The organism is Streptomyces sp. NPDC033131, from assembly GCF_055578365.1.
On the sequence record NZ_JBVIPA010000006.1, the window covers coordinates 24,476 to 37,069 of the forward strand.

Annotated in this window: 12 protein-coding genes and 1 pseudogene; 8 read left to right on the plus strand and 5 right to left on the minus strand. The window is 72.1% G+C overall.

Annotated elements, in window-relative coordinates; all coding sequences use genetic code 11:
* Positions 1-45 precede the first annotated feature (45 nt).
* The 3 genes from ACZ5XS_RS10385 to ACZ5XS_RS10395 all read left to right on the plus strand — a co-directional run bounded on the left by ACZ5XS_RS10385 (position 46) and on the right by ACZ5XS_RS10395 (position 3,262).
* Positions 46-990: an ROK family protein gene (locus ACZ5XS_RS10385; RefSeq protein ID WP_468649733.1), complete on the plus strand. Its 945-nt coding sequence runs from the start codon at positions 46-48 to the stop codon at positions 988-990.
* Positions 990-2,201, plus strand: coding sequence for an N-acetylglucosamine-6-phosphate deacetylase (nagA, locus tag ACZ5XS_RS10390; RefSeq protein WP_468649735.1), 1,212 nt, complete (start codon positions 990-992; stop codon positions 2,199-2,201). Before ACZ5XS_RS10385 ends, nagA begins: the two co-directional genes overlap by 1 nt.
* Positions 2,202-2,332: 131 nt before the next feature.
* Complete coding sequence (locus tag ACZ5XS_RS10395) at positions 2,333-3,262, plus strand: 1-phosphofructokinase family hexose kinase (protein WP_468649737.1); 930 nt, start codon at positions 2,333-2,335, stop codon at positions 3,260-3,262.
* A gap of 4 nt (positions 3,263-3,266) precedes the next feature.
* On the opposite strand, the gene ACZ5XS_RS10400 is transcribed toward ACZ5XS_RS10395, so the two are convergent.
* Entirely contained in the window at positions 3,267-4,223 is a 957-nt protein-coding gene (locus ACZ5XS_RS10400) for a CBM35 domain-containing protein (protein WP_468649739.1), read from the minus strand.
* A 120-nt stretch (positions 4,224-4,343) separates the two neighbouring features.
* Entirely contained in the window at positions 4,344-5,996 is a 1,653-nt protein-coding gene (gene cdgB, locus ACZ5XS_RS10405) for a diguanylate cyclase CdgB (protein WP_468649741.1), read from the minus strand.
* Positions 5,997-6,358: 362 nt separating this feature from the next.
* On the opposite strand from cdgB, the gene ACZ5XS_RS10410 reads away from it, so the two are divergent.
* Entirely contained in the window at positions 6,359-6,943 is a 585-nt protein-coding gene (locus ACZ5XS_RS10410; RefSeq protein ID WP_468649743.1) for a flavin reductase family protein, read from the plus strand.
* 49 nt (positions 6,944-6,992) lie between these two features.
* Positions 6,993-7,464 (plus strand): annotated as a pseudogene (locus ACZ5XS_RS10415) (GNAT family N-acetyltransferase).
* 34 nt (positions 7,465-7,498) lie between these two features.
* Here the strand turns inward: ACZ5XS_RS10415 and arfB are convergent.
* The gene (gene arfB / locus ACZ5XS_RS10420) at positions 7,499-7,936 is read right to left on the minus strand and encodes an alternative ribosome rescue aminoacyl-tRNA hydrolase ArfB (protein WP_217236972.1); all 438 of its coding nucleotides are present in this window, start codon (positions 7,934-7,936) and stop codon (positions 7,499-7,501) included.
* Between the two features lie 166 nt (positions 7,937-8,102).
* Here arfB and ACZ5XS_RS10425 point away from each other — a divergent pair, with 166 nt between their 5' ends.
* Positions 8,103-8,678: a TerD family protein gene (locus ACZ5XS_RS10425; protein ID WP_217236973.1), complete on the plus strand. Its 576-nt coding sequence runs from the start codon at positions 8,103-8,105 to the stop codon at positions 8,676-8,678.
* A gap of 198 nt (positions 8,679-8,876) precedes the next feature.
* On the opposite strand, the gene ACZ5XS_RS10430 is transcribed toward ACZ5XS_RS10425, so the two are convergent.
* Entirely contained in the window at positions 8,877-9,485 is a 609-nt protein-coding gene (locus ACZ5XS_RS10430; protein ID WP_468649745.1) for a TetR/AcrR family transcriptional regulator, read from the minus strand.
* A 134-nt stretch (positions 9,486-9,619) separates the two neighbouring features.
* On the opposite strand from ACZ5XS_RS10430, the gene ACZ5XS_RS10435 reads away from it, so the two are divergent.
* Positions 9,620-10,531, plus strand: a complete 912-nt coding sequence (locus tag ACZ5XS_RS10435; RefSeq protein ID WP_468649747.1) for an alpha/beta fold hydrolase — start codon at positions 9,620-9,622, stop codon at positions 10,529-10,531.
* 18 nt (positions 10,532-10,549) lie between these two features.
* Here ACZ5XS_RS10435 and ACZ5XS_RS10440 read toward each other — a convergent pair whose 3' ends face one another.
* Entirely contained in the window at positions 10,550-11,974 is a 1,425-nt protein-coding gene (locus tag ACZ5XS_RS10440; RefSeq protein WP_468649749.1) for a M1 family metallopeptidase, read from the minus strand.
* A gap of 41 nt (positions 11,975-12,015) precedes the next feature.
* On the opposite strand from ACZ5XS_RS10440, the gene ACZ5XS_RS10445 reads away from it, so the two are divergent.
* The gene (locus ACZ5XS_RS10445) at positions 12,016-12,513 is read left to right on the plus strand and encodes a hypothetical protein (RefSeq protein WP_468649751.1); all 498 of its coding nucleotides are present in this window, start codon (positions 12,016-12,018) and stop codon (positions 12,511-12,513) included.
* Positions 12,514-12,594 lie beyond the last annotated feature (81 nt).

Below are 12,594 nucleotides of genomic sequence, written 5' to 3' on the forward strand. Positions count from 1 at the left end.
TGAGTGGACTAGACCTCTTGAGGGTCCACGGGTCAGACTGTCCTCGTGAGACACGTCATCGCCCTCGATGTGGGCGGCACCGGGATGAAGGCCGCCCTCGCAGGGGCGAACGGCGAGCTGCTGCACCAGGCCCGGCGCGCCACCGGGCGCGAACGCGGGCCGGACGCGGTGGTCGAGGGCATCCTCGGCTTCGCCGCCGAGCTGCGCGCGTACGGCATCGGGCACTTCGGCGAGCCCGCGGCCGCCGCCGGCGTCGCCGTCCCCGGCATCGTCGACGAGGAGCGGGGCATCGCCGCCTACGCGGCCAACCTGGGCTGGCGCGACGTACCCCTGCGCGCGCTGCTCGCCGAGCGACTGGGCGGAGTACCGGTCGCCCTCGGCCACGACGTCCGCACCGGCGGTCTCGCGGAGGGCCGGATCGGCGCGGGCAAGGGGGCCGACCGCTTCCTGTTCGTCCCCCTCGGCACCGGCATCGCGGGCGCCATCGGCATCGGCGGCCGGGTGGAGTCGGGTGCCCACGGCTTCGCGGGCGAGATCGGTCACATCGTCGTACGGCCCGCAGGGGCCCCCTGTCCGTGCGGGCAGCGCGGCTGTCTGGAGCGGTACGCGTCCGCGGCGGCGGTGAGCCAGGCGTGGGCGGCGGCCACCGGGGACACCGGGGCGGACGCGGCCGACTGCGCGAAGGCCGTCGCGTCCGGCGACCCGGACGCCGTACGGGTGTGGCAGGACGCCGTGGACGCCCTCGCCGACGGCCTGGTCACCGCCCTCACCCTGCTGGACCCGCGCACGCTCATCATCGGTGGCGGGCTCGCCGAGGCGGGCGAGACCCTGTTCACACCGCTGCGGGAGGCCGTCCGGCGGCGGGTCACCTTCCAGAAACTGCCGTCGATCGTCCCCGCGGCTCTCGGGGACACCGCCGGATGTCTCGGTGCCGGGCTCCTCGCTTGGGACCTCCTCGAATCCACCGACCGTACGGAGGTAACCCCCTGATGGCCACCCCCCCAGGGGCGCGGGGCAGCGCCTATGAGCGGCTCCGCCGCGGGGCACGACCAGCCACAACGCACCCGCAGGTACTCACCGGCGCCCGCGTGGTACTACCCACCGGCACAGTGCCCGACGGCAGCGTCACCATCGACGGCACCCGCATCGCCGCCGCCGGCACCCCGCAGGGAACCGTCATCGACGTACGCGGCCACTGGCTCGTGCCCGGCTTCGTCGACCTCCACAACCACGGCGGCGGCGGAGCCTCCTTCACCTCCGGAACGGTCGACGAGGTCCTCAAGGGCATCCACACCCACCGTCTGCACGGCACCACGACCCTCGTCGCCTCCACGGTCACCGGCGACATGGACTTCCTGGCCCAGCGGGCCGGACTGCTGTCCGAGCTGGCCGAACAGGGGGAGATCGCCGGGATCCACTTCGAGGGGCCGTTCATCTCCCCGTGCCGCAAGGGCGCGCACTCCGAGGAACTGCTGCGCGACCCGGACCCGGCGGAGGTCCGCAAGCTGATCGACGCGGCGCGGGGCACGGCGAAGATGGTGACCCTCGCCACCGAGCTGCCCGGCGGCATCGACTCCGTACGGCTGCTGGCGGAGCACGGCGTGATCGCGGCGATCGGGCACACGGACGCGACGTACGAGCAGACGGTGGAGGCCATCGAGGCGGGCGCCACGGTCGCCACCCACCTCTTCAACGCGATGCCGGCCCTCGGCCACCGCGCCCCCGGCCCGATCGCCGCCCTGCTGGAGGACGAGCGGATCACCGTCGAGCTCATCAACGACGGGACGCACCTGCACCCGGCCTCCCTCCAGCTCGCGTTCCGGCACGCGGGCGCGGACCGGGTGGCGTTCATCACGGACGCGATGGACGCGGCCGGCTTCGGCGACGGGCGCTACATGCTCGGCCCGCTGGAGGTGGAGGTGGCCGCCGGCGTGGCCCGACTGGTGGAGGGCGGCTCGATCGCGGGCTCCACCCTCACCCTGGACCGCGCGTTCAAGCGGGCGGTGACGGTCGACGGGCTGTCCGTCGAGGACGCGGTCGCCGCCCTCTCGGCCAACCCGGCCCGCCTGCTCGGCCTGGACGACACCGTCGGCTCCCTGGAGCCCGGCAAGGACGCCGACCTGGTCCTCCTGGACGCCGACTTCGAGCTCAGGGGTGTGATGCGCCGGGGTGAATGGGTGGTCGATCCCCAACTGGGGTGATCTGTCCGTCTGTTGAGGGCGGCGGTTGTCCTGTCAAACTGGGAGGGCCGTCGTCCGTTCGGCCTGACCGGTCCTACGGGCAGACGGACGCAAGCGCGTTCTGCGTTGTTCCTCGGGGAAGGTCGAGCCAGGTGATCCTCACGGTCACGCCGAACACCGCTCTCGACATCACCTATCGCGTGGGGTCCCTGCGCCCGCACGCCTCCCACCGGATCACGGACCTGACCGAACGGCCGGGCGGCAAGGGTGTGAACGTGGCCCGGGTCCTCGCCGCCCTCGGCCACGAGGTGACGGTCACGGGCTTCGTCGGCGGCGCGACGGGACAGGTCGTCCGGGACGGCCTCGCCGCGGTGGCGGGCCTGACGGACGCCCTCGTCCCGGTCGCCGGCGCCACCCGCCGCACGATCGCCGTCGTGGACGAGGCAACCGGCGACACGACCCAGCTCAACGAGCCCGGGCCGACGGTCACGTCCGCCGAGTGGTCCGCCTTCCAGGAGGCGTACGAGGAGCTGATCCTGTCCGCGTCCGCCGTCGCTCTGTGCGGCAGTCTGCCGCCGGGGGTGCCGGTCGGGGCGTACGCGGGGCTCGTCCGGACCGCGAAGGCGGCCGGTGTCCCCGTCCTCCTCGACACCAGCGGGGAGGCACTGCGGCGCGGGGTGGCCGCCCGGCCCGACATCGTGAAGCCGAACGCCGACGAGCTGGCCGAGCTGACCGGCTCCCACGAGCCGTCGCGTGCCACGCAGGACGCCCGGCGTCGCGGTGCCCGGTCCGTGGTCGCCTCCCTGGGCCCCGCGGGCCTGCTCGCCGTCACCCCGGAGGGCCGCTGGCGGGCCGCCCCGCCCGCCCGCGTCCACGGCAACCCGACCGGCGCCGGCGACTCGGCGGTCGCGGGCCTGCTGTCGGGGCTGGTCGCACGACTCCCCTGGCCGGACCGGCTGGCCCGCGCGGTCGCCCTGTCGGCGGCGACGGTGCTGGCGCCGGTGGCGGGGGAGTTCGACCGGGAGGCCTACGAGGAGCTGGTGGGGCGGGTGACGGTGACGGGGGAGGTCGGCGCGGCCTGACGGGCTACGACTTGACCCAGCCCTTCACCAGCCACATCTGGTCGAGGAGGGCGTCGCACTGGTTCCCCTGCTCGCAGGAGACCTTGATCGTGTTGGTGCCCTTGTTGAGCTGGATGTAGTTGTACGTCTGCGTCCAGCCCTTCGCGTAGTCGCCCGCGGCGGCGTTCGCCCAGTTCTTCAGGTCGACCGGCGTGTTGGAGGCCGTCCCGTTGACCGTGAGGGTGGCGTTCTGGTCCTTGCCGGGGACGCTGTAGCCGACGAACACGCTGTACTTGCCGCTCTTGGGGATGTTGTCGACGGTCCAGGTGACCGAGGAGCCGACCTGGTTGAAGCCGGTGATGTAGACACCGCCGTCGGCCTTGGCGCCCTTGACGTCGGAGGCGGTGGCGGCAGTCCCGCCCAGGGCCAGCGCCTTCGCGTCGATCGTCGGCAGGTCGTCCTCGCTCGCCGCGCTGTTGCTGTTCGACGGGCTCGGCTCCGCGCTCTGCGAAACCGTCGGCGTCGCGGACGCCTCGTTCCCGCTCGCCTTGTCGTTGCCGTCACCGACCGTCATCGCCACCCCGATGCCGATGACGACCGCGGCGACGACCGCGATCGCGCCGATCAGCAGCCCCTTGGTGTTGGGGCCACGCCGGCCGCCGCCGCCACCGCCGTAGGACGGCTGCGGCTGGTGGGTGGTGGGAGCGCTGCCCGGGAAGGTCTCGGGCGCCGCGTAGTGGGCGCTCGCCTGACCCTGGGCACCCTGCTGCGGCACCTGGCCGTAGGGCGCGGTCGCGGCGGCCGGAGCCTGCTGACCGTACTGTCGCTGGCCGACCGCACGCACCCGGTTGACGGAGCCCGGATAGCCGTAACCACCGGCACCGGAGGGCGGCTGGGCGCCGTTGGCCTGCCCGTCGGCGTAGAGATAGCCGAACGGGTCGTCGTCCTCGGGCGTGCTCGCGCCGTTGTTGCCGGCCGTCATCCCTTGGTCTCCTCAACAGGTGCGGTGCGGATGCGATTGGTGTGGTGAGAAGGGCGAGCCTACCCGCTCCTGATGGCCCAAACGGGTGACTCGGATCGCATCAGCTCACTGACCTGGGGATCATCCCGCGCGTCTGTGTTGTTTGGGACGCGATCGTTTCTCGACGTACATCCGCTCGTCGGCCGACTTCAACACCTCGTCCGCCGTCATCCCGCAATGGGCCCAGCCGATGCCGAAGCTGGCGCCGACCCGCATGGCCCGTCCGTCGACCCGGATGGGCTGGATGATCTCGTTGCGCAGGCGTACGGCGAGGTCCTGGGCGTCGGCCCGGCCGAGCCCGTCGGCCAGCACGACGAACTCGTCGCCGCCGAGGCGGGCGACGGTGTCGCCGTCACGGACGGCCCGGGACAGGCGCCGGGCGACCTCGATGAGGACCGCGTCACCGGAGTTGTGCCCGAACCGGTCGTTGATCGACTTGAAGCCGTCGAGGTCGCAGAAGAGGACCGCGAGCCCCTTGGTGCCGTCGTCGTGTTCACCCTCAGGGGCGACGGTGTGCACGTGGTGGTCGTAGTTGTCGTACGCCTCGGTGCCCGGCCGGAAGTCGAAGCCGTGGCCGCCCGTGTCGAAGACGGGGTGGCTGTACGCGGCGTCCACCGGCTCCAGGACGCTCGCGTGGTCGGCGCGCCGGCACAGGCGCGAGGCGAGCCGGGAGCGCAGCTCGGCGGAGTTCGGCAGGCCGGTGAGCGCGTCGTGCGAGGCGCGGTGGGCGAGCTGCAGTTCGCGGCGCTTGCGCTCCTCGATGTCCTCGACGTGCGTGAGGAGGAAACGGGGGCCGTCGGCCGCGTCGGCGACGACGGAGTTGCGCAGGTGGACCCAGATGTACGTGCCGTCGCGGCGGCCGAGCCGGAGTTCCGCCCGGCCGCCCTCGGCGGAGGTGCGCAGCAGGGTGCCTATGTCCTCGGGGTGGACGAGGTCGGAGAAGGAGTAGCGGCGCATCGCGGAGGCGGGGCGGCCCAGCAGTCGGCACAGGGCGTCGTTGGTGCGCAGGATCCGGCCGTGCTGGTCGCCGCCCATCTCGGCGATGGCCATGCCGGAGGGGGCGTACTCGAAGGCCTGCCGGAAGCTTTCCTCGCTGGCGCGCAGGGCCTGCTGCTCCCTTTCGAGCCTGACCAGTGCACGCTGCATGTTGGCGCGTAGACGCGCGTTGCTGATCGCGATGGCGGCCTGGAAGGCGTACATCTGGAGCGCTTCGCGTCCCCATGCGCCCGGACGGCGGCCGTTGCGCGGCCGGTCCACGGACAGCACGCCGATCAGCTCACCACTCACGCCGCCGGGCGGGCCGGGCGTGAACATGGGAGCGAAGAGCCGGTCGGAGGGGTGCCACTCGTCCTCGAAGCGGGGCGCGGGCCCGTCGGTGTACCACTGCGGGACGTCGTCGTCGTCGAGGACCCAGCCCTCGGTGTGCGGTATGAAGACGAGGTCGCCCCAGTGCTCGCCCATGGCCAGCCGGCGCTCCCAGGAGTCCCGGGAACCGACGCGGCCGGTGATCAGCGCCTCGGCGGCCGCGTTGCCCGCGAAGGCGGCGACGACGAGGTCACCGTCGGGGCGTACGAGGTTCACGCACGCCAGCTCGTACCCGAGGGCCTGGACCACGCCGTCGGCCACGGTCTGCAGTGTGTCGGCGAGGCTGCGGGCCGTGTTCATGTCGGCCATGACCTGGTGCAGCTGCCGCAGGGACGCAAGGCGGACGTAGGGCTCCGACTCGCTTTCCATGCTCGCCCTCCCCCCCGAGACCTCGCAGCGAATCAAGGGTTCTCATCGGCGTATCGTCCTGGCAGCTTCCCTGCCACTGAATCACAGCGCGCTGCCCACTCGGTACACAGGGTCAACAATTAGTCTCTCTTGTGACTCAAGTCACAGCTAAAGATGAACAATTGAGTGGAGTTTCTGCATTTTCCCCGTGCGTTTACCGACCGCGAAGTTTTGTGAATGTGATGACCGCAGGGGAGACCGCGAACGGAACACCACGAACGGAACACAGAGAGTACACACGGAAACTCGTCCGCGAGTCCTAGGACCGGTCTCGGCCGGAGGCCCGATGCGGCGTGCACGGACCGACGGCTAGCGTTCCGGGCGTGCCGAACACTCTCCCCGCCCCGCCCGCCACCCTCGCCGCTCCCCCCGCCGGGCATGCTGTGGGGGTGAGCAACGACGAGTTCCGAGCAGCCCTGTCCCGGCTGGCCGCCGGCGTGGTCCTGGTGACCGCGCGGGAGGCGTCGCTCGACGCGGACGACCCGCAGGCGCCGACCGGCGAGGACGTCGGCATGACCGCGACGGCCTTCATGTCGGTCTCCCTCGACCCGCCCCTGGTGCTGGTCAGCCTGCGCGAGGGCTCCCGCATGGACGACCTGCTCGACGAGCAGCCCCTGTGGGCGGTGTCGGTGCTCTCCGAGAGCCAGCGGCACATCGCCGGCCGGTTCGCCATGAAGAACCGCATCAGCGACCGTCTCCTCTTCGAGGACATCCCGTACGTCCGCGGCGAGGCGTCCGGCGCTCCCCTGGTGGGCGGCGCCCTGGCCACACTGGAGTGCCGCACGGAACAGCGCGTGCCGGCCGGCGACCACGTCCTGGTGATCGGCCGGGTCCTGACGGCGGCCGTACCGAGCGCGGACGGCGGCCCGCTGACGTATTTCCGGGGCCGGTACCGGCAGTTGGGCTGAGCCGGGAATTCGATCGCCTCCTCCCGGCCCGCCTGCCCAGGGTGCGCGCATGACGACGACTCCCGCACCGCGCCTCGTGGAGATCACACCCCACAACTTCGAGGCCGCCACCGGCATAAAGGTCCGCCCGGAACAGGAATTCGCGGTCTCCCCGGTGATGCAGTCCCTCGCCGAGGCGTACGTCCACCCCGCCGGCGTCGCCTGGCCCCGCCTGATCGTCGACGGCGACCGGCCCGTCGGCTTCCTGATGGCCTTCGTCGACTGACTGACTGGTTGGCTGAGCCCTCTTCCGCTCCGGCCTGTGGCGGCTGAACATCGCCGCCGGCGAACAGGGCCGGGGCTACGGCCGGTTCGCCGTGGAGTCGGTGGCGGCCGAGATCCGCCGCAGGGGCGGCAAGGAGATGTACGTCACCTGGCACACCGGTCCCCACGCGCCGGAGGACTTCTACCTGAAGCTCGGCTTCCGTACCGACGGGGAGACGAGCGAGGGGGAGGTCGTCGGGGTGCTGGAGCTGCCGTAGCTGCCGTAGCTGTCGCAGCGCGAGGCCCCGGGCGTCATCCCCAGTCGCGGCCGGTTCTCCCCCGCTTGGTGTCCGAGCGCTGCTTCTTCTCCCGCAGCCGGCGTTCGTTGATACCCCGGGGGATCCGGGTGGCCCGGCGCGGCTTGGGCGGCGGGGCCGTCGCCTCGGCGAGGAGAGAGGCCAGGCGTACGGCGGCGGTCTCGCGGTTGCGCCACTGGGAGCGGTGCTCGGAGGCGCGCACGGTGACGACGCCGTCGACGAGCCGGCCGGCCAGCGTGGCCAGGGCCCGCTGCTTCCACACGTCGGGCAGTGCCTCGGTACGGGCGAGGTCGAAGCGGAGCTCCACCTGGGTGTCGCTGGTGTTGACGTGCTGTCCGCCGGGCCCGGAGGACCGGGAGAAACGCCAGAGGAGCTCGGCCTCGGGGAGCGAGACGGAGCCGCGGATGACGTAGGGACCGGACATGACGTCCATGTTCCCCGAGCTGTCCGGTCCACGTCACGCGATTATCGGCGCGGCAGGGGAACAGCTCGGTAAAGAAAGTAAAGAGACCAGGAACCTCGCGTACCCCTCTCCGCGTTGATACCGGTAGCTGTAGCTTCATGCTGCCGTATGTCTAACGAGGGAAGGACTCCCAACAATGGCTGTAAGCCTGTCCAAGGGTGGCAACGTCTCGCTCACCAAGGAGGCTCCGGGCCTGACCGCCGTCACCGTGGGCCTGGGCTGGGACGTCCGCACCACCACCGGCACGGACTTCGACCTCGACGCCTCCGCGATCGCGGTCAACACGCAGGGCAAGGTCTACTCGGACGGCCACTTCGTGTTCTTCAACAACAAGCAGACCCCGGACCAGACCATCATCCACACCGGTGACAACCGCACCGGTGAGGGCGCGGGCGACGACGAGGCGATCAAGGTCAACCTCGCCGGCCTCCCGGCCGACATCGAGAAGATCGTGTTCCCGGTCTCGATCTACGACGCCGAGAACCGCTCGCAGAACTTCGGCCAGGTCCGCAACGCCTACATCCGCATCCTGAACGAGGCGGGCGGCGCCGAGATCGCCCGCTACGACCTCTCGGAGGACGCGGCCACCGAGACGGCCATGGTCTTCGGCGAGCTCTACCGCAACGGCGCCGAGTGGAAGTTCCGCGCGGTCGGCCAGGGTTACGCCTCGGGCCTGGTCGGTATCGCCCAGGACTTCGGCGTGAACGTCTGATCGACGTCCACCCGCAGCTCCGCCGAAGCCCCCGGCCGTCGTGACGGCCGGGGGCTTCGGCGTTCCCGCCACCTCACCGCCGGCCGGCCGAGACGTCGCCGCCCGACCACGGCCTCCCGGGCCCTGTGCGTGCGGAGCCCGCCGCGGCCCCGGAGCCGGTGTGGCCGCCGGATTGGCGCGACTGCTGGACGAGTCGGGCTAGCTGCCCTCCTGGAAGATGCCGTCCAGGTGGTGTGCGAGCACCGCGGCCGCCGATTCCGCGCTGCGCTGCCCGACCAGGATGCCCGTGCCGAGCCCCGCGGACATGGCGAGCAGCCCGGCCGCCGCCGGCCGCGGGTCCACGTGGGTCCGCAGCAGGCCCGCCTCCCGCGCCTCGCCGAGGAGCGCGGCCACGACGTTCTCGGCGGCGTCGGGATCCCTGACGAAGGGCTGGGCGGCGAGCGCGGGGTCGCTCACGGCGAGCACGGCGTACGAGGTGAGGACGTGGTGGAAGGTGCGGCTCTCCTCGTCGACGGGCAGCGCCGTCGTCAGCAACGCCTCGATGCGCGCACGCGGTCCGGGGCTGTCCCCGGCGTCCCGCAGCCGGGCGGCGACCCGCTCGCCGAACCGCTCCGTCAGGTGCCGCAGCCCGAAGAGCAGCAGCTTCTCCTTGGTCTCGAAGTAGTACTGCACCAGCCTGAGTGACACTCCCGCCTCGGCTGCCACATCACGCATCCCGACGGCATGCAGCCCGCGCCGCCCGGCGACCCGGACGAGCGCCTCGGCGATCTCGGTACGCCGTTCGGCATGGTCCACGCGCTTGGGCATCGGCCGTTTCTCCGCTCGTCGTTCGGTGCCGGTACGCCCCTGGCGGGGCCCGTTGATGATACAGCGGTACCATCATCATGGTACGTTCGTATCACCAAGCCCCCCAGACGAACCCGACCCCCCGGAGGTGCCCCGTGCCCGACACCGCTGCCCGCAGCCGGCCGGACGTCGGCCGCTATGTGAGCGACGCCTGGCGCGACCGCCACTTCGCGGCCTGCGACGCCCTCTACGCGCTCGGGGCGCCCGCGCTGTCGGAGCAGGACGTGGAGACCTCGTTCGGCACCACCCACGTCTACCGCTACGGCCCCGCCGCCCCGGCCGACCCCTCCCTCGCCCCCGTCGTCCTGGTCCACGGAGCGGGCTCCTGCTCGGCCATGTGGTACCCGAACACCCCCGACCTCAGCGCCGAGCGTCCCGTCTACGCGATCGACACCCCGGGCGACCCCGGACGCAGCGTGCAGCGCGAACCCATCCACCAGCCCGAACACGCCGCCCAGTGGCTGGACGAGACCCTCGCCGGCCTCGGACTCGACCACGTCCACCTCGTCGGCTCCTCCTACGGCGGCTGGCTCGCCCTGAACCAGGCGCACCGCCGGCCCGACCGCCTCGCCTCGGTCACGCTGCTCGACCCCGGCGGCCTGGAGAAGGTGGGACTGCGCTTCTTCGTCTGGATCTTCGCCGGCCTCTTCGCGACCTTCGCCCCCAAGGCCCTGCGCCCCCGCCTCGCGGCCTGGCTGGAGCAGCCGGTCCTCGTCGTGCCGGAGCTGCGCGCGATGATCAGGACGGCCGTCCGCGCCTACCGCATACGCCGGCCGGCTCCCCTCCCCCTGTCCGAGGCGGAACTGTCCACCATCCGCACCCCGCTCTACCTGGTGCTCGGCAAGCGCAGCCTGCTCGTGCACCCGGAGCGGCAGGCGGAACGCGTCCCCCGCCTGATCCCCGGTGCGCGGGCCGAGATCATTTCCGACACCGGCCACGGACCGCAGATCGACCACGCGGAGGAGGTCAACCGCCGGATGCTCGACTTCATGACGTCGGCCGACTGAACGCCGCCCGCCCCGCCCTCACTCCCGGGCGGGCGCCGGCTTCCCCTCCCCGTACAGCCAGTCCGCCCAGATCGCGGCGACGTCCTTGCCCGGCGCCCGCCGCTCCACGTACGCCGTGAAGTCGGCCGTGTCCGCGTTGCCGTGCCGGTGGGCGGTGGCCCAGCCGCGCAGGAGGGCGCGGAAGGCGGTGTCACCGACCGTCTGACGGAGCCGGTGCAGGACCATCGCGCCGCGCTCGTAGACGGGGCTGTCGGAGAGGTGCGCGGCGCTCGTCGGCTCGGCGGGCGGGAAGGACCAGAGGTCCTCGTAGGTCTCCTCGCCGTGGTCGTACAGCGCGTCGAAGGTCTGCTGGGCGCTGTCGCCGCCGTGCTCCTCCTGCCACAGCCACTCCGCGTACGTCGCGAAGCCTTCGTTGAGCCACATGTCCTGCCAGGTCTTCGGCGTGACCGAGTTGCCGAACCACTGGTGGGCGAGTTCGTGGACGAGAAGCGCGGTGTCGGGGACGCCCGGGAAGACGGGCCGGTTCTGGGTCTCCAGGGCGTAGCCGGCGTCACCGGCGCGGTCGACGATCGCTCCGGTGGAGGAGAAGGGGTACGGCCCGAAAATCCCCGTGGCCCACTCCATGATCTCGGGGATCCCCTGCAGCACCTTCCGGCTCGCCGCGGCCAGGCTCGGGTCGACGGCGACGTACACGGGCAGTCCGTCGGCGGTGGTGGAGCGGCGGACGTCGTAGTCACCGACGGCGACCGTGGCCACGTGACTCGCCATGGGCTCGGCGGTGCGCCAGGTGAACGCCGTACGGCCCCCGCCGGTCCGCTCTCCCACCAGCTCGCCGTTGGACACGGCCCGCAGTCCCTCCGGCACGGTCACCGTGACCTCGTACGACGCCTTGTCCAAGGGGTGGTGGTTGCCCGGGAACCACGCCATCGAACCCGTCGGCTCCCCGAGGGCGAGCGCCCCGTCCGCGGTGCGCAGCCAGCCCTCCTGGGAGCCGTCCGGATCGGTGATCGTCACCGGGGTGCCGGAATAGCGGACGGTCACGCGGAAGGGCTCGTCCTCACCGGGCCCTTCGCGTGGACGCACGGTCAGCTCCTGCCCGGCGCGGTCCCAGCGGGCGTCCTCGCCGTCCACGGTGACCCCGCCGACCTCGAGCCCTTCGAGGTCGAGGTCGAAGGCGGAGAGGTCCTGGGTGGCGCGGGCGCTGATCGTCGCCGTGCCGGTCAGGTCGCCGGTGCCGGGCTCGTAGCCGAGGTCCAGGTCGTAGTGCGTGACGTCGTACCCCCCGTTGCCCGCTTTCGGGAAGTACGGGTCGCCCGCACCGGAATCGCCGGGGCCGCCGGACGCCTCCCCGCCACCGCACGCGGTCAGGGTGAGGGCCAGGACCAGGGCGAGGGCGGGAAGCCGGGACGCACAGGTCCGGGCAACGGGTGCGGATCGGGACACGCCGGTGATCCTACGAGGGCGCGCGTGGCACCATCTCGTACGTGCTCGACATCGGCTACGCCCTCTCCAACCGCTTCCCGGACCCCCCGCAGACCGACTACCGCCGCGCGGACGTCCACACCCTGCGCCACGACCTGTTCTGCGGGGACGTCTACCTCGCCGACACCAAGGCGGACCGGGAGCTGTCCACGGCCTGGGGATGGGTTCCGGTGCTCGACTTCGCGTGGGCCCTGTGCGACATCGTCGAGCAGATCGACCGCGACCCGGCCGGCTCCCGCGCCGCCCGCCCGCAGCGCGCGGAGCTCGACTTCACCGAGTCCACCGACCGCATGCTCTTCGAGCGCCGCTTCGGCTGGGTGGACATCGAGGCCGACTGGATGCCGGCCGAGGAGCCCCCGCTCAGTTTCTCCCACGCCGAACTCCGCAAGGAGGCGCGGGACTTCCTGCACGATCTGATCGCCGACCTGGTCGACCTGCACGACGACCTGGGCGAGAACCCGGCGATCTGGACCCTCCAGGCGCGCTTCCCCCGGGCCTGAACCGCCGCGTCCCCTTCCCTCTCCCCCCACGGCGGGCTGGGACACCCGTCACCCGTCACCCTCCCCCCACGGCGGGCTGGG

Coding starts and splice junctions, on each gene's coding strand:
- ACZ5XS_RS10425 (WP_217236973.1), top strand. CDS start 8,103: ATGGCTGTAAGCCTGTCCAAGGGTGGCAACGTCTCGCTCACCAAGGAG.
- ACZ5XS_RS10430 (WP_468649745.1), bottom strand. CDS start 9,485: ATGCCCAAGCGCGTGGACCATGCCGAACGGCGTACCGAGATCGCCGAG.
- cdgB (WP_468649741.1), bottom strand. CDS start 5,996: ATGGAAAGCGAGTCGGAGCCCTACGTCCGCCTTGCGTCCCTGCGGCAG.
- ACZ5XS_RS10400 (WP_468649739.1), bottom strand. CDS start 4,223: ATGACGGCCGGCAACAACGGCGCGAGCACGCCCGAGGACGACGACCCG.
- arfB (WP_217236972.1), bottom strand. CDS start 7,936: ATGGACGTCATGTCCGGTCCCTACGTCATCCGCGGCTCCGTCTCGCTC.
- nagA (WP_468649735.1), top strand. CDS start 990: ATGGCCACCCCCCCAGGGGCGCGGGGCAGCGCCTATGAGCGGCTCCGC.